Source organism: Rhodococcus sp. IEGM 1307 (genome assembly GCF_030056915.1).
Classification (GTDB): Bacteria; Actinomycetota; Actinomycetes; order Mycobacteriales; family Mycobacteriaceae; genus Rhodococcus_F; species Rhodococcus_F opacus_D.
Map to the genome: position 1 here is coordinate 359,722 of NZ_JASHKW010000001.1, position 15,291 is coordinate 375,012.

Consider the following 15,291-nt stretch of genomic DNA (forward strand, 5'->3'; position numbering starts at 1 on the left):
TCACACCACGACGCGAGTTCGGACGAGGAGTGGCAATGCTGGTAGCACTCGGCTTTCTGATGGTGGCCGTGTTCATGTTCTTGATCATGTCCAAACGGGCCACTCCCGTGGTCGGGTTGATCGCCGTCCCGGTCGCATTCGGGATCGCGGCCGGGGCGGGCCTCGGCATCGGCGACATGATCACCGACGGAATCAAGGCGCTGGCACCGACGGCCGCGTTGCTGTTCTTCGCGATCATCTTCTTCGGTATCATGATCGACGTCGGCCTGTTCGACCCGCTGGTGAAACTCATCCTCCGGCTCGTCCGCAACGACCCCATGCGGCTCGTCGTCGGCACCGCGGTACTCGCGATGGTGGTGTCGCTGGACGGTGACGGATCCACGACATTCATCATCGTGACGTCCGCGCTGTTGCCGCTGTACATGAAGCTGAAGGTCAGCCCCGTGGTCCTCACGGTGGTCGCCGGCCTGGCGAACGGCGCGATGAACATCGTCCCCTGGGGCGGACCGACGGTCCGGGCCGCCGCTGCGCTGGGTATCTCGCCGTCGGATGTGTTCGTCCCGATGATCCCGTCGCTGGTGGTCGGACTGCTCGTCGTGCTGCTGTTCGCCGTGCAGCTGGGCTACAGCGAACGCCGCCGCATCGGCACGCTCGAACTCACCGACGAGCGCCTCCTCGTCTCCGCGGGCTCCGGCCTCCGGCGGTCCGCGACCGGCTCCGGCTCCGGCTCCGGTGGCAACGGTGACGCACCCCGAACCGGTGGCGGCTCCGGCGACGCCGGATCGGACGACGGCCAGGGCTTCGTCGACGGTCTGGACCCCGAGCGGCCCACGCTGCGCCCGAAGCTGCTGTGGTTCAACGCGCTCGTGACCGTGGCGCTCCTCGTCGTGCTCGTGATGGACGTACTGCCGATTCCGGTCCTGTTCATGGTGGCCGCATCGATCGCGCTGACGGTGAACTTCCCGCGGGTCAAGGAACAGCAGGAAGCGATCACCCGCCACTCGTCGAGCATCGTCTCCGTGGTCGCGATGGTGTTCGCCGCGGCCGTGCTCACCGGCGTATTCCAGGGCACCGGAATGGTCGAGGCCATGGCGCAGTGGCTGCTCGAAATCATCCCGGCCTCGCTCGGACCGCACCTGGCCGTCATCACGGGCATCCTGAGCCTGCCATTCACGTTCTTCATGAGCAACGACGCCTTCTACTTCGGCATCATGCCCGTGCTCGCCGAGACGGCGGCCACGTACGGCATCGAGCCGGTCGAGATGGCCCGCGCATCCATCACCGGCCAGACGTTCCACATGCAGAGCCCCCTCGTCCCGGCCATCCTCCTGCTCGTGACCCTGGCGGGTGTCCCGCTGGCGGACCATCACAAGAAGGTGCTGTGGCGCGCGGCGCTGGTGTCGCTGTCGATGCTGGTGATCGGTGTGGTCCTCGGACAGATCCCCTGGTGACCTAGTCCTCGGTGTCGGTGTCGGTGGCGGGCCCCTCAGGGGTCGCGCCGCCTTCGCCGCTCCAGTCGGCGCCCGAACTCTTGTCGTCCTCGGCCGGATCGGACACCACGTCCTTGTCCGCGCCCGGGGCGCCGCTGTCGGTGGTCGTGGTCTTCGGTCCGGATGCATCCTTCGGTGTCATGTCCGACGGATACCCCGACAGCGGGGTGCTCCAATCAGGCGGACCCGGGTCAGCAGTTCGAAAACTCCGTCGGGGATTGGCAGGTGAACAATACTTCGACGTAGTGTTCCCCGGGTTATCGACGATGAAGGAGTGGAACTGTGGCGCGCAAAGTTGTTGTCGAACGCATCGACGACATCGACGGAACTCCGATCAAGAACGGTAAGGGGGAGACCATTCCGTTCTCTGTCGACGGCGTCGACTACGAGATCGATCTGAAGGTCAAGAACGCCAGGGAATTCCACAAGACTCTCGACTACTACATCGAGCATGCAACGCGGGTCGGTGGAAGGAAGCGTCGGTCGACTCCTGCAGTGGCACCGTCGCAGGGGCGTAGCCAGGCGAAGGAAATTCGAGAATGGGCGACGTCGCAGGGCTACGAGTTGTCCACGCGTGGACGTATTCCTGCCGAGATCGAGGAAGCGTACAACGCCGCTCACTGAGTCCACGATGCCGCGGGTGGTCGCCTGGTCCGTCGTCAGTACCGGCGCGCTGCGTGAAATGACATGGAGCTCATCGCTACTCGCGTGACCGGGCGTCCCGGAGCGGGTGCGTGGACGACCATGCCGTTTCCCGCGTAGATCGCCGCGTGCCCGCCCCCGTAGAAGAGGACGACGTCGCCGGGCTGCAGGTCGCACTCGTCCACGGCGGTCCCGTGTCGGAGTTGCTCGTAGGTGGTGCGCGGAACCGATATGCCGGCCTGTTTGTATGCCCATTGAACGAGGCCGGAGCTGTCGAAGGCCTGGTGGTCACCGGCGCCGCGGGTGCACGGGATTCCGATTCTGGACGCGGCGGCGTGCAGTGCATGGCGTCCCGGCCGTACCGGAGGCGGGCGGAACGTGTGAACCAGGTGATATCCGTGGTTCCCGGTGTGTGGGTTCATGCCGTCGTTGCTCCAGTGCACTCGGTGGTGTCGCGTCGTGGGGGACGCCCGTCTACAGAGTGGTCCCGGTGCGGTCCGGACGCATCGGCCGAACTACCCGGGTACGTGCCTGTCTTCTCTGCCTCTGCCGCCCGGACTCGACGGCTGCCGGGTAAACCATTCGATCTGGTCGGTTTGGTACTCGCGAGTAGTGCACACCGCTCGTAACGTCGAGGAGTAATTGTCAGGTCAAAGGGAGTGGTCCGCTACGTCCCGTGGACTGGGATGAAGGAGCGGACGATGACGATCCGAGAATCGGCGAACTGTGCTTTCGGTGTCGCACGCTTGGCGTTCGATGCGGGAGCTGCCCTCCTGTCCGTTGCCGTGGCGGTACCCGTTGCCTTCGCCGCGGGCGAGGCGCGATCGATGGCACACGCGGCACGGGGCGACATCACGCCGGCCACCGGGCCGTCGGACAGCGAGCATGTGCACGACCTGGGAACCGTCGTCGAACTGATCTAGCCGGCGACCCGCTCGTCACCCGGTGCCGGAGTGAGCTCCGGTCATCAGGGCGGCGAGGTCGTCCGGTTCGAGGAACGACGGGGGCGGCGGCGGCCCCCAGGCGTACAGACCTTGCAGGCCGTGCAGCACTTCCGGGCTCCAGAGTTCGTCCTCGGGGACGGTGTCCATGTCGGAGTAGTACTCGGAGAAGTTCCCCGCCGGGTCCTTGAGGTACCAGAAGAAGTTCGCACCGGCGTAGTGCCGTCCGAGACCCCAGATGTGGCGTTCGGGGTTGTTCTCCAGCATCGTGTGGGCGCCGCGGCCGACCTCGTCGATGTCGTCGACCTGCCAGCTGGTGTGATGCATGAAGCTCACCGGTGCGGCCATGACGAGGACGTTGTGGTGCTCGACGGAGCAGCGCAGGAACGCGGCCTTGTCACCCATGTAGTCGCTGACCTTGAATCCGAGACCGTCGGTGAAGAACTTCATCGTGGTCTCGAGGTCGGTGGACCCGAGCACCGCGTGCCCGAGTTTGCGGGGGCGCACCGGCTCGGTGCGGGTGAGGAACGGGGCCCGTCCCCAGCGGTCGATGCGCCCGGGCCCGTTGTAGGGGGTGGCCGCGACGGCGGGTTCGATGACGATCCGGGACCGGACCTGCACCCGCACCCGGGTGCCGGTGACCGGTTCCACGGCACTGACGGACGTGCCGTCCTGACGGGTCGCGACACCGAGCCCGGCCAGCCGCGCACTGATGGAGGCGATGTCGTCGGGGTCGTCGGCGGCGACCGTCAACTCGACCAGTCGACGCGCGGGCGCGTGGACGATCTCGAGTTGTTCGCCGCCGTTGCGGGTGGCGAACACCCCGCCTTCGCGGTGTTCGAGGCCGAATTCGACGTAGTAGGCGATGGTCTCGTCGACGTTGGGGACGCCGAGGGTGACCTTGCCCAGTCCGTGCAGTGCCATGATCGCGTCCTCTACTTCGCGCCGGGATCGGCGACGAAACACTGATGAAGTGTGCCGATGCCGTCGATCCAGCTGTCGAGCTTCTCACCGGCCTGCAGGAACCGCTGCGGATCGCGGCCGACGCCGACACCGGCCGGGGTGCCGGTGAAGATCACATCCCCGGGGTAGAGGGTGACGGTGCGGGAGAGGGCGGCGACCAGCTTCGAGACCGGGAAGATCAGGTCGCGGGTGCGGCCCTTCTGCACTTCCTCGCCGTCGACGGTGCAGCCGAGTTCGAGGTCGTCGGGGTCGGCGAACTCGTCCGGGGTCACCAGCCACGGACCTTGCGGGGCGAACCCGGCGAAGGACTTGCCGAGACCGAATTGCGGTGCGGGACCGCGTAGCTGGGAGACGCGTTCGGAGATGTCCTGTCCGGCGGTGAGACCGGCGATGTGGGACCAGGCGTCGGCCTCGTCGATGTTGCTTGTTTCGCGGCCGATGACAACGACGAGTTCGATCTCCCAGTCGACGTTGCCGCCGGCGGGAATCACGACGTCGGTGTCGGGGCCGGTGAAGCTGGACGCGTACTTGGTGAACACGGGCGGCAGGTGCGTGGGGGAGTCGAAGCCGGATTCGGCGGCGTGCGCGTGGTAGTTCAGCCCGACCGCGAACACCTGGCGGGGAGCCGGCGACGGTGCCCGGAGAAGGGACCGGTCGATCGGGACGCTGTTCCCCGTCAGCGCGTGGGTGTCCTGTTCCGCCACCCATCCGGTGACGTCGTCCCAAGCCTGGTAGACGGCGGGAAGTTCGGGGCCGAACCGGCCGCGGGAGGCGTGGGCGAGGTCGACGGCTCGTTCGGAACCCTCGTCTCCGAAGACGAGAGCGGCACGGTTGTCGATGTTGGCGATACGCATGAAAGTGGTTCTCCTGGAGCGTTGTCTGTGGTGTGGTCAGAGATCTGCGTTGACGGTGGCGGGCGTGGGCCTCGTATCGGAAGGGCCGGGGGTTACCTGCCTCGGTCCCCGCGGGGACGGCAGGGCCACGAAGGCGACGGCGCACAGCACCGTCAGCGCGGCGACGAGGTAGAGGACTGCGGTGTAGCTTCCTGTTCGGTCCACCACGGCACCGACCCACAGGGGCGCGATGCCGCCGCCGAGGACGAACGCCATGTAGGGGCCTGCATAAGCTTTTCCGAAGGCGGCGAGCCCGAAGTAGCGGGACGTGAAGTAGCCCACCATATCCAGCTCGGCGCCGAGCATGCACCCCAGCGTGAAGGCCAGGACGGGGGCGAACCCGACTCCGCCGACCGCGAACAGCACGACGCCGGTGGCACACAGCACGCAGAGCGAGGCCGCGACCGCGGTCGGCCGGAGGACGTCGATGAGCAGTCCGATCACCAGTCGGCTCAGGATGACCGCGAGTCCCATGATCGATGCGATCGATGCCGCACCGCCGACACTCATCCCGTACTGCCGAAGCATCGGGACCAGGTAGGGGATGAGGCCGGTGAAGGCGACCGACATCAGGCCGAATGTGAGGACCAACCGCCAGTAGAGGGGGTTCCGGCGGATGGTGGCGAAGTCGTCACCGTCGTCGGCCGCCAGTCCGGGCGTGCCCAGCGTGCTTACGCTTCGGGGTGCGACCTTCAGGAGGAAGAGGGTGGGGAGGGTTCCGGCGAGCGCGATGCAGGCCAACGTGAGGTAGCCGAGCCGCCATCCTTCGAGTTCGATGACGCGGCCGATGGCGACCGGAATGATGGCGCCGGAGAGTCCCATCCCCATCATCGTGATGCCGAGCGCGAGGCCCCTGGCGCGGTCGAACCAGCTGCTCACCGCCCGGGTGAAGGCAATCGGTCCGGAACTTGCACCGAAGAATCCGATCAACGCCATCGCTGTCATGTAGGCCGGCACCGAGTGCACGACCGTTCCCAGTGCGGCGAATCCGGTTGCCAGGCACAGTGCTCCGGCAATCGTCGGGGCCTTCACTCCGAACTTGTCGACGGCGTAGCCGACGACGGGGGCGGCGAGCGCCATCCCGAAGGTCAGCAAGGTGATGGACAGCCCGTACATCGCAGCGCTGAGGCCGATCTCCCTACCGAGATCGCTGGTGAACAGACCCGCCGAGTAGATGGCGAGCCCGGATACCCCAGTGCCGACACCCACGGCGGCCGCTGACAGAGTCGGCCACCCGCGCCGGAATTCGTCCCCGCGTGACATGGTCAATGCCTTGCTCCTTTGTTGCGGTGGTGATGACCATCACTGTTCCTGTTCTCGGGTTATCCGGGAAGCGGCAGTTCGTGATGGAGGGAATTCGTGCGGCGAATACACCCTGTTCGGGCGGGGTACGCGCCCACGAGTGCTAACGGCCGGCGCGTCTTCCCAGAATCCGTCGTTGCGATGCCGCCGCCGCTTTCACGAGAGCGGACGGATCACACCCGAGCACGACTCCGCCGCGCTTGACGAATCGGCCGCCGATGAGCACCGAATCGACATTGCCCTCGTGAGCGGCGAGAACCACCGATGCCACCGGATCGAGTACGGGCACCAGGTTCAGGTCCGTTGCACGCACCAGGACGATATCGGCCTGCTTGCCGGGAGTGAGCGAGCCGATCCGGTCGTCGAGTCCGATCGCTCTCGCCCCCTCGATGGTGGCGAATGCCAGCACATCTTGCAGGAACAGCTGCGCACGGTCGGCCGCGACGGAGCTGTGCCCGCCGCCCATCCACGAACGGTGATAGCCGAAGAGCATTCGCATCTGCGTGAACATGTCTCCGCTGCATTTGGTCTCGGTATCCCCGCTGAGGCTCGGTCGTACACCCGCGGCGAGCATCCGGTCGAGCGGGATGTCGCCGATGCCTTGCGAGTTGAGTTCGCAGTGCACGCCGATCGACACGGTGGCACCGGCATCGGCGATCATCGCGAGTTCGGCGTCGGAGGAGCGGCAACAGTGCACGAACGTCAGGTCGTCGGCGAGGAGGCCCGCCTCGTCGTACTGGGCCACGGCGTGGACCGGTTCGTTGTGCGGGTACGCACCGGCATGCACCGACGTGCGGATGCCCAGGTCGCGCGCGAGGGCGAGGTCGGCCTGCCACACGCCGGGCGCCGCCATCTCGGGGCCCCTGGCCGCCATGGCCAACGTCACGAGTCCGCCCGGGTCGGAGAAGTGCTGCTTCTGCAGCCGTTCGATGTCGGCCGGGTGGGTGAGCATGCTGTTCTCGGTCCACCGGCCGTTGCCCTGCAGTGGCCATCCGTGGCCGAAGACGGCACGGATACCCGCCTCGCGCAGACCGGTGACCGCAGCGTCGGAATGCTCGGGTGAATTCTGGATGTGGGACCAATCGAAGAGGGTGGTCGTCCCGGCGCTCGACGCCGACACCGCGCCGAGGAGGTTTCCGATCCTGACGTCCTCGGGCTCGTACGCCGCTCCGATTCCCCTGAGCATTTCGTCGAAGTACTGGAGGGGATCGAGTTCGGCGTATCCGTGCCGCATGACGCTCTGCCAGGTATGGCGGTGAGTGTCGACGAATCCGGGAAGCGCGATCATTCCGTCGACGTCGACGACCTCGACGTCCGGCTCGACGTCGATCCGTGTGTCGATTCCTGCGATCAGATCGTCGCTGATCAAGATGTCGGCTCGGTCGAAGTTTCCGATGGCCGGATCGACGCTGACGACCGTTGCGCCCCGGAGCAGGGTGCGGCGTGGTGTGGCATGACTCGGGTCCATGAGTGTCCTGTTCGGAGAGAGGCAGAGTGTCTGCCTCAGTCTCATTTTCCCGCGGTTATTTGGGAACGCCGGGTTGCCTATAGTTTGTATCCATGAGCTCGATACAGCGGATCTCCGGCCATCGCGCCAAGCTGGACCTCAACCTCATCGTGTCTCTGGACGCGCTTCTGCGCGAGCGAAGCGTGAGCCGCGCGGCGATCGAAGTCGGTCTGAGTCAGCCGGCAATGAGTGCGGCGCTCGCGCGGCTTCGGAGGTACTTCGGCGACCCGCTACTGGCCCGGGTCGGCAACTCGTATCAGCTCACGCCGCTCGCCCGCAGCCTGGTCGAGCGCACGACGGTGGCGATCTCGGCGGTCGATCGAGTGCTCGACGCCGAGCCGGGTATCGAGATCGAACGGTCCAGCCGCGAGTTCACCCTGATCATGTCCGACTACATGCTCGCCGCCGTCGGGGACACGATCACCCGCGATCTGCTGGCGCAGGCTCCGCACCTGCGCATCAACTTCGTCCAGTTGCGACCGGAGATCGTCGACCGTGCATCGGACAGCCTCCGTACCGCTGATGCCCTGGTCGTACCCCGCGGCTTCGTCAGCGACCTGCCCTCGGTCGACCTCTTCTCCGACCGGTGGGTCTGTGTGGTGGCCGAGGACAACGAGCACATCGGGGACGCCGTACGGCTGGACCAGCTCACCGAATACCCGTGGGCTGTGTTTCAGACGCACCCCCACGCCGCGACGACACCGTTGCATCAGGTCCGGGCGCAGGGGGTCGAACCGTATGTGCAGGTTGTCGGCGAAAATTATCTGGCTCTGCCGTATTTCGTCGCCCACACCGATCGGATCGCGCTTCTGCCGGAGCGATTGGCGGCCCGGATGAGCGGCGGAATGGGAATTCGGTCGGTCGACTTCCCCTTGAATCTCGCCCCACTGAACCATGCCCTGTGGTGGCATCCGATGTACAACGCGGATCCTGAACACCGCTGGCTCCGAGCGCAACTCGTCAAGTCTCTGGAGTGAGTGCCGAACCCGGCGCGGGAGGGTCGTCTCGGGTACGCGCGAGACGACCCTCCCGGCATTTCAGTCGACGGCGAGGCACCGCTTGATCGCCAGCTGAGCATCTTCGCGCGCGGGGGCGTCGGCGCTGGCCCACGCGATGTATCCGTCGGGCCTGACCAGGAGGCTCGTGACCTCACCCAGCCCGGGGGGTGCGAGAACGATGTGGCCGGTGTGTGCGCGTACCGGCGCGCCCTGCAGTGCGAGGTCCGCGTAGGTGCCCGCCCCGGTGGCGTCGATGAGGACGAGTGCAGAATCGCGCAGCATTTCACCCATCCTGATCGGACCGGTCGCGGTGACGAGATCCAGGTCGGGGCAGCGGTATCCGACCATCGGATGGTGGTGTGACTCAGCAGGGTAGGGGAAGGACAGCCCGTTGAGTTCGAGCCCGATTCGGCGATTGACCTCCGGAATGGGCAACAGGTCGCGTTCGAACATCCGCTTGAATTCCACCCCCTCCGGTGTGAAGTCGAACTGGACCGAACACTGAGCCGCGACACTTCTCAGCAGCGCCTCGGCCACCGGGCGCCGTTCGGCCTCATAGGTTTCCAGGAGTGCCGGTCCCGCGTGTTCGTTGATCACCGCGGCGAGCTTCCACCCGAGGTTGAACGCATCCTGGATGCAGAAGTTCATCCCGACGCCGCTGGCCGGGTAGTGGATGCGAGCCGATTCGCCGACGAGGAACACTCGACCCTGCTGGAATTTCGTTGCGATTCTGAGCGAATCGGTGAAACGGGACGCCCACACCAGATCGTCGAACGGCAGGTCCTTCTCGAGGACATCGGTGAGGCATCGGCGAACCTCGTCGGCCGTGACCGGCTCCGCCGCAGGGGCGTGCCTGCGCTCGGCGTGCACGATGTTGAACCGGGTGATGGATTCGTTCTCGCCGAACGGAAACGAGGTGACCCACCCCTTGTCGTTGTCGATCATCCGCCGCGCTTCGGGCCAGGGCCGGACCATCCTCAGGTCTGCCACGATTCCGGTGAATGTCGGCCCATGGCCTTCGAAATCGAGACCGAGTTGCGATCGCACGATACTTCGCCCACCGTCGGCGCCGACCAGGTAGTCGGCTGACAGGCTCACGGGTCCGTCCTCGGCCGTCGCGGTCACGGTCACGGCGGTGGACTGCTGGACGACGGATTCGACGGTCACGCCGTGCCTGACGACGACTCCGAGACGGAGGGCTTCCTCGAGCAGCAGTTCCTCGGTGTGGTTCTGGGGAAGAACCAGCCGAAACCCGAACCTCGATTCGAGGTGGCGCCATTCGACGGGTTGCATCCCGGCCCAGATATGAATGGGAATCAGCGGATTGGAGCGAATCGTCGCGGCCCTGTCGATGAACTTCTGCGCAAGGCCCCGAGAATCGAGGAGCTCGAGAACTCTCGGCAGAACGGTCCCGGCTCGCGACTGTACCGGCTGCGTTCGACGTTCGAGGACGACGACGTCGACTCCGGCCCGGGCCAGTTCGGTCGCGACCGTCAGACCCGACGGTCCGCCGCCGACGACTATTACTCGAGCGGTCATTTCGAATCAATCTCCTTGTTGTACGGCATCGTGGGACGTGAGGTCGTGGGGCAGGACCGGTCCAGGTGTTCGTGCAGGAACGCGGCGACTTCGGCAATCGTGGTGTCCGTGTCGAACGCGGGGTCCTCGTGATTGGCACCTTCGAGAAGGCGCAGGCGCACCGTCTCCCCGCGGCGTCGAAGTTCCTGTGCCATCCGCCGGCTCTGCTGCACCGACGTGACCGAGTCGCGTGTTCCATGGAGCAGGAAGACCGGCACGTGGATGTCGTGCGCGTTCGCAAATGGGCTGATGGCGGCGAGGTCGCGATCGCTCACAGTCGACTCCTCGACTCCCAGCAATCGGGCCCTCAGGTAGCGAGACGGCGGCGGTGCGGGGACCCCTGGCGGCCAGTCCTGCTCGAGGATCTCACGCGGTATCGGCGAGCCGGCGTCCGGACGGTCGAGGTCGCCCCGTGAGGTGAGGTCGTAACAGCCGAAGTATCCGACAGCGGCCTGCACGGCCGGACCGGGCAGATCGTGCGGTGTCCGTGAAACCGCCGGAGTGGCGGTGGCCAGAAGCGCGAGATGGGCACCTGCCGATGCTCCCCAGAGCGCGACCCGAGTCGCGTCGACACCGAAGCCTTGCCCGGGACCTTTCAGCCACGCGAGCGCGGTCGCGATGTCGATGATCTGGGCGGGGAGAGGAGCGGCGGTGGAGGGGCGGTAGTCGATGCTCGCGACGGCAAATCCGTGCCGCGCGAGCCGTTCCGCCCGCGCAGCATGACTCTTGCGAGAGCCGATCATCCAACCACCGCCGTGCAGGTAGAGGACGACGGCGGGGGCGGCAACGTCGATCGGCAGAGTCAGATCCAGGCGGAGGATGTGCCCCCCGGGACGCCCGAATTCGATGTCGGGACAGGATTGGATCTCGTAACGGGCGGGCTGCCCGACCGGGGTTCTCACGTTGACGTCACCTCTTCGCCTGGTCGCGGGTCCACTCGGCGATGTGGCCCGTGGCTCAAGGGTGGCGGATCAGGGAGTATTCGGGAATCGGCAGTTCGATATGGCGGGAATCCACCGGGCGAATAGCTTCAGGTCGGGGTGTGATTCGATGCCGGCGGAGGGCCACAGCGCCGGGCGCGGCATACTCTGACTCGTCACCGCGCCTCCCCGCGCCGAAATCGTTGAAAGATGGTACTTACATGGCAGATTCACGGATCGCGTCCCTGACACCCGCCGAGCTGGACGTCGAGCAGAAGGCGTTGTACGACAGCATCGTGACGGGGCCGCGGGCTCAGGGGCCTCAGCTGTTCGCGCTTCAGGATGACCACGGCAGGCTCAACGGGCCGTTCGGGTTGATGCTGCATGTGCCCGGGCTCGGCTCTGCGTTGCAAGAACTCGGAAGTGCGGTGCGCTATCGGACGGCGATGACCGCCCGGATCAGAGAAATCGCGATACTCGCTGTCGCGGCCGCAACGGAAAGCCAATTCGAACGTTACGCCCACGAACGGGTCGGACACGCCATCGGACTGAGCGACGAAGAGATGACGGCACTTCGGGGTGGCGACTTCGGTTCCGAAGACGCCACCGAACAGGCCGCGTACGACGTGTGCCGTCATCTGCTCGGGGGCGCCAACACCCTCGGAGACGAGGAATTCCGCCGATTCGAAGCCCGCCTCGGTCACTCGGCGCTGCTCGAACTCGTGGTGCTCGTGGGCTATTACCGGACCCTGTCTCAGATGATGAACGTCTTCGACGTCGGGGCACCTGCGGGTCTCGAAGCCGAGTAGAACACCGCAGCATCTGTTTCAGCGTCGGCGGGAACGGCGCAGCCGGAGCCGGCTGTAGGTGACGGCCGCGAGCACGCAACTGATGAGCACCAGCATGGCGATGCTGAGCAGCCACCACGATGCGGCATGCTGCCAGAGCGTATCGGGCTCGGTGCCCGTGGCGTTCGTGCGCAGGTCCACCGTCGAGGCGGCGGCCGCGAACCCCCAGCGGGACGGGAAGAGCCACGACACCTGTTCGAGCACGGCGCGTCCGGTGATCGTGATCAGTCCTCCGCACATCACCAACTGCACCATGATCGTGACCACCAGCATCGGCATCACCTGCTCGTTCGAGCGGGCCACCGACGACAACGCCAATCCGACCAGGACGCAGGAGCAGGTGGTGACGGCGATGTCCACGATCAATTCGACGGAGCCGGAGGGGATCGCACTGCCCCGGCCCGGAAAACCCTTGCCCACGAAAACGATCACCACCATGATCACCGACTGCACGATCGCGGCGGCGCAGAATACGACGATCTTCGCCGTCAGGTAGGCGGACGGGAGCAGGCCGGCGGCACGTTCGCGGTGATAGATCATGCGCTCTCCGACCAGATCGCGGATGGTCAGTGAGCAACCCATGAAGGCGGCGCCGAGGATCAGCACGACCAGGATCTGGGTGAGTTCGCCGGATTCGTCGAGGCCCGACGGGCCGAATCCGGTGTCGCCGGGCACGAGCACGGCCAGGCCGCCGAGCACGAACGGGAGAAGGGACAAGAAGATCAGGTACCCACGGTCGGCGCGGATCAGCCGCGCCTGGCGGCGGACGACGGTGCTCAGCTGCTTACGCCGCGACGTGTGCGCGGGACTGCCGAGAGGTCCGGGTGGGCTCGGTGGTGGCACCTCGACGGCGGGGCGGGTGGCGCGGTACTCGGCGAACACCCCGTCGGGGTCGGCCGCGACACGGGAGAAGATGTCGGCCCAATCGGTGCTGCCCAGCGCGGCCCCGACCCGGTCCGGCGGGCCCACGTAGGCGGTCTTGCCGCCCGGTGCGAGGAGCAGGACCTGATCGCACATCTCGAGATACGACAGCGAATGCGTGACGATGACGATGACGCGGCCAGAATCGGCGAGGCGGCGCAACGTCGCCATGATCTGCCGGTCGAGCGCAGGGTCGAGACCCGAGGTCGGTTCGTCGAGGATCAGCAGGGACGGGCCGGTGAGCAACTCCATTGCGACGGACGCGCGTTTGCGTTGTCCGCCGGACAACCGGTCGACCCTCGTGTCGGCGTGTTCGGACAGCTGCAGTTCCTCGAGGACCGTCGCTATCACCTCCTCGCGGTCGGCCCGGGTGGTGTCCGGCGGCAGCCTCAGCTCGGCGGCGTAGCCGAGCGCCTGCCGGATGGTCAGCTGCCGGTGCACGACGTCGTCCTGGGGGACCATCCCGATGCGGGAGCGGAGCACCTGGTATTCGGCGTGCACGCTGCGTCCCTCGAACTCGACCACACCTTCCGTGGGGCGTTCCGAACCGGAGATGATGGTGGCCACCGTGGTCTTTCCCGCGCCGGAGGGGCCGATCACCGCGGTGAGACTCCCCGGCTGGGCCGTGAACGTGACGTCCTCGAGCAGCCGCCGCCCGCCCTCGATGGTGAGCCCGACGCCGTCCACCCGCAGCCCGCCTGCGGTCGGAGCCACCGCCTGCCGTGGAACCAGCCGGCCGTCCTTCACACTGAGGTCGGTGTTCCCGATCGTGACGACGTCGCCGTCGGTCAGCTGCGCGCGCGACACCCGGGCGCCGCCGACGAACGTGCCGTTGACGCTCCCCAGGTCGTCGATCTCGAGGCCGGACGGCACGTTGTGGACGATCGCGTGATGGCGTGAGGCCAGCACGTCCCGGACGACGATGTCGTTGTCGGGTGACCGTCCCACCGTGAGTGATCCCGTCGGGACCGCCTCGTGCGGTGTCGGGGGTGGGGCGCTCGAGGCCCCCACCTCGATCGTCGACTCGTCCCATCGGCCGCCCACATCCTGTCGCGTCGCGTCGGGATCCTCGACCGAGATCCGCACGACCGGCCCCTCGACCGCGTCGCCCAGCCGGACGAGGACGGCGTTCGTGACGGGAATCTTTTCTCTGCGCTCGCCGTCGACGAAGATCCCGTTCTTGCTGTCGGAGTCGACGAGCTGCCATCCCTCGTCCCACGTCAGCCGTGCATGCTCGCGCGACACCACGGGATCGACGATCGTGATCTCCAATTGCGGATCCCGGCCGATGCGGACGGCCTTGCCCGCGCGGTAGCTCGCCCGGCCGTGTTCGGTCTCGACCACGACCCGCGGGTGCGCTGTGTTCGCCCGGTCGTCCATCGCCACGGCCTCCGGTCAGCGTCATCGGGCGTAGAGCGTCGACTCCATCAATGGTCGCATGCACGCCCCGGGATTCGTCGGCATAACGCTCACTCTCGGTACCCCCGGGGCCAGGATGTGAGGAACACTGAGCGGGGTGAGTACGTCCCTGGCGAATCCCGGTGTCGGACTGGCTGTGCTGTGCACCGTGATGGTCGTGTGCGCGGCGGTGGTCTACCGCTTCACCCACCTCGGTAGCCCACTGGTCGTGCCCGGTGCGGCGATTCGAGGTGCCGCCCAGCTCGCCGCGGTGTCCCTGATCCTGGCCGCGGCTCTCGCGCATCTGTGGTCGTCGATCCTCGTGCTCGTCGTGATGTTCGCGGCGGCGGTGGGAACGTCCGCTCGCCGTGCGAAAGCCGGGCGGTCCGCCGGGTGGCTGGCGCTGCCTCTCGCCGCGGGTGTCGGCATCGTGTTGCCGTTGATGCTGGTCAGCCAGGTGGTGCCGCTCGAAGGTGTCGCTCTCGTTCCCGTCGGCGGAATCGTGCTCGGTGGGGCGATGACGGCCACCTCACTCGCCGCGCGACGCGCGCTCGATGCGGTCGAACAACGGTGGGGTGAGGTGGAGGCGGGGCTCAGTCTCGGGCTCGACGTCCGTGATGCCCGCATGGAAGTGGTCCGGTCTGCCGCCTCGGACGCGTTGCTCCCAGGACTCGATCAGACCCGGACCGTCGGGCTGGTCACCCTGCCGGGGGCGTTCGTCGGGGTGCTGCTGGCAAGCGGTTCCGCCGTTCAGGCCGGGGCGGTCCAGATCCTCGTCCTGGTCGGGCTGCTGCTCGCGCAGACGTGTGCGGTGGCCGTCACGATCGAACTGGTGGCCCGGGAAGCGGTTCACCGGCCGAGACTCCACACCGCGCGGACATGAAGGATCC

15 protein-coding genes are annotated in these 15,291 nt (G+C 66.7%); 6 read left to right on the plus strand and 9 right to left on the minus strand.

All coding sequences use genetic code 11. The annotated features are described in order from the left end of the window. Positions 1–35: 35 nt before the first annotated feature. Entirely contained in the window at positions 36–1,451 is a 1,416-nt protein-coding gene (locus QM841_RS01710) for a CitMHS family transporter (RefSeq protein ID WP_283330686.1), read from the plus strand. A 1-nt stretch (position 1,452) separates the two neighbouring features. Here the strand turns inward: QM841_RS01710 and QM841_RS01715 are convergent, their stop codons facing one another. Next, positions 1,453–1,632 (minus strand): hypothetical protein, encoded by a 180-nt coding sequence (locus QM841_RS01715; RefSeq protein ID WP_283330687.1) that lies wholly within the window; start codon positions 1,630–1,632, stop codon positions 1,453–1,455. Between the two features lie 140 nt (positions 1,633–1,772). On the opposite strand from QM841_RS01715, the gene QM841_RS01720 reads away from it, so the two are divergent. Beyond that, on the plus strand, positions 1,773–2,114 hold the full coding sequence (locus tag QM841_RS01720) for a histone-like nucleoid-structuring protein Lsr2 (protein ID WP_005255167.1): 342 nt from the start codon (positions 1,773–1,775) through the stop codon (positions 2,112–2,114). Between the two features lie 35 nt (positions 2,115–2,149). Here the strand turns inward: QM841_RS01720 and QM841_RS01725 are convergent, their stop codons facing one another. Next, entirely contained in the window at positions 2,150–2,554 is a 405-nt protein-coding gene (locus QM841_RS01725) for a C40 family peptidase (RefSeq protein ID WP_283330688.1), read from the minus strand. A gap of 279 nt (positions 2,555–2,833) precedes the next feature. On the opposite strand from QM841_RS01725, the gene QM841_RS01730 reads away from it, so the two are divergent. Beyond that, positions 2,834–3,055 carry a hypothetical protein gene (locus QM841_RS01730; RefSeq protein ID WP_105413018.1) on the plus strand — a complete coding sequence of 74 codons (222 nt, stop codon included), beginning with the start codon at positions 2,834–2,836 and terminating at the stop codon, positions 3,053–3,055. Positions 3,056–3,070: 15 nt separating this feature from the next. On the opposite strand, the gene QM841_RS01735 is transcribed toward QM841_RS01730, so the two are convergent. From QM841_RS01735 to QM841_RS01750, 4 genes are all read right to left on the minus strand, one after another. After that, positions 3,071–3,997, minus strand: a complete 927-nt coding sequence (locus tag QM841_RS01735) for a VOC family protein (protein WP_283330689.1) — start codon at positions 3,995–3,997, stop codon at positions 3,071–3,073. Between the two features lie 11 nt (positions 3,998–4,008). Beyond that, positions 4,009–4,890, minus strand: coding sequence for a fumarylacetoacetate hydrolase family protein (locus tag QM841_RS01740; RefSeq protein ID WP_283330690.1), 882 nt, complete (start codon positions 4,888–4,890; stop codon positions 4,009–4,011). A gap of 36 nt (positions 4,891–4,926) precedes the next feature. Continuing rightward, positions 4,927–6,192, minus strand: coding sequence for an MFS transporter (locus QM841_RS01745; RefSeq protein ID WP_283330960.1), 1,266 nt, complete (start codon positions 6,190–6,192; stop codon positions 4,927–4,929). A gap of 142 nt (positions 6,193–6,334) precedes the next feature. Further along, positions 6,335–7,699 carry an amidohydrolase family protein gene (locus QM841_RS01750; RefSeq protein ID WP_283330691.1) on the minus strand — a complete coding sequence of 455 codons (1,365 nt, stop codon included), beginning with the start codon at positions 7,697–7,699 and terminating at the stop codon, positions 6,335–6,337. Positions 7,700–7,791: 92 nt separating this feature from the next. On the opposite strand from QM841_RS01750, the gene QM841_RS01755 reads away from it, so the two are divergent. Then, positions 7,792–8,715 (plus strand): LysR family transcriptional regulator, encoded by a 924-nt coding sequence (locus QM841_RS01755; protein WP_280778669.1) that lies wholly within the window; start codon positions 7,792–7,794, stop codon positions 8,713–8,715. Positions 8,716–8,775: 60 nt separating this feature from the next. Here the strand turns inward: QM841_RS01755 and QM841_RS01760 are convergent, their stop codons facing one another. Both QM841_RS01760 and QM841_RS01765 read right to left on the minus strand, forming a co-directional pair. Further along, positions 8,776–10,275: an FAD-dependent oxidoreductase gene (locus tag QM841_RS01760; RefSeq protein ID WP_283330692.1), complete on the minus strand. Its 1,500-nt coding sequence runs from the start codon at positions 10,273–10,275 to the stop codon at positions 8,776–8,778. Next, positions 10,272–11,216 (minus strand): alpha/beta hydrolase, encoded by a 945-nt coding sequence (locus QM841_RS01765; RefSeq protein ID WP_283330693.1) that lies wholly within the window; start codon positions 11,214–11,216, stop codon positions 10,272–10,274. Before QM841_RS01765 ends, QM841_RS01760 begins: the two co-directional genes overlap by 4 nt. A 239-nt stretch (positions 11,217–11,455) precedes the next feature. Between QM841_RS01765 and QM841_RS01770 the strand changes: the two genes are divergently transcribed. Next, positions 11,456–12,043: a carboxymuconolactone decarboxylase family protein gene (locus QM841_RS01770; protein WP_283330694.1), complete on the plus strand. Its 588-nt coding sequence runs from the start codon at positions 11,456–11,458 to the stop codon at positions 12,041–12,043. A gap of 18 nt (positions 12,044–12,061) precedes the next feature. Here the strand turns inward: QM841_RS01770 and QM841_RS01775 are convergent, their stop codons facing one another. Then, complete coding sequence (locus tag QM841_RS01775; protein ID WP_283330695.1) at positions 12,062–14,383, minus strand: ATP-binding cassette domain-containing protein; 2,322 nt, start codon at positions 14,381–14,383, stop codon at positions 12,062–12,064. A 136-nt stretch (positions 14,384–14,519) separates the two neighbouring features. On the opposite strand from QM841_RS01775, the gene QM841_RS01780 reads away from it, so the two are divergent. After that, positions 14,520–15,284 (plus strand): ABC transporter permease, encoded by a 765-nt coding sequence (locus QM841_RS01780; RefSeq protein ID WP_283330696.1) that lies wholly within the window; start codon positions 14,520–14,522, stop codon positions 15,282–15,284. Positions 15,285–15,291: the final 7 nt, after the last annotated feature.

Coding starts and splice junctions, on each gene's coding strand:
- QM841_RS01755 (WP_280778669.1), top strand. CDS start 7,792: ATGAGCTCGATACAGCGGATCTCCGGCCATCGCGCCAAGCTGGACCTC.
- QM841_RS01715 (WP_283330687.1), bottom strand. CDS start 1,632: ATGACACCGAAGGATGCATCCGGACCGAAGACCACGACCACCGACAGC.
- QM841_RS01735 (WP_283330689.1), bottom strand. CDS start 3,997: ATGGCACTGCACGGACTGGGCAAGGTCACCCTCGGCGTCCCCAACGTC.
- QM841_RS01730 (WP_105413018.1), top strand. CDS start 2,834: ATGACGATCCGAGAATCGGCGAACTGTGCTTTCGGTGTCGCACGCTTG.
- QM841_RS01760 (WP_283330692.1), bottom strand. CDS start 10,275: ATGACCGCTCGAGTAATAGTCGTCGGCGGCGGACCGTCGGGTCTGACG.
- QM841_RS01745 (WP_283330960.1), bottom strand. CDS start 6,192: ATGTCACGCGGGGACGAATTCCGGCGCGGGTGGCCGACTCTGTCAGCG.
- QM841_RS01710 (WP_283330686.1), top strand. CDS start 36: ATGCTGGTAGCACTCGGCTTTCTGATGGTGGCCGTGTTCATGTTCTTG.
- QM841_RS01750 (WP_283330691.1), bottom strand. CDS start 7,699: ATGGACCCGAGTCATGCCACACCACGCCGCACCCTGCTCCGGGGCGCA.
- QM841_RS01775 (WP_283330695.1), bottom strand. CDS start 14,383: ATGGACGACCGGGCGAACACAGCGCACCCGCGGGTCGTGGTCGAGACC.
- QM841_RS01770 (WP_283330694.1), top strand. CDS start 11,456: ATGGCAGATTCACGGATCGCGTCCCTGACACCCGCCGAGCTGGACGTC.
- QM841_RS01725 (WP_283330688.1), bottom strand. CDS start 2,554: ATGAACCCACACACCGGGAACCACGGATATCACCTGGTTCACACGTTC.
- QM841_RS01740 (WP_283330690.1), bottom strand. CDS start 4,890: ATGCGTATCGCCAACATCGACAACCGTGCCGCTCTCGTCTTCGGAGAC.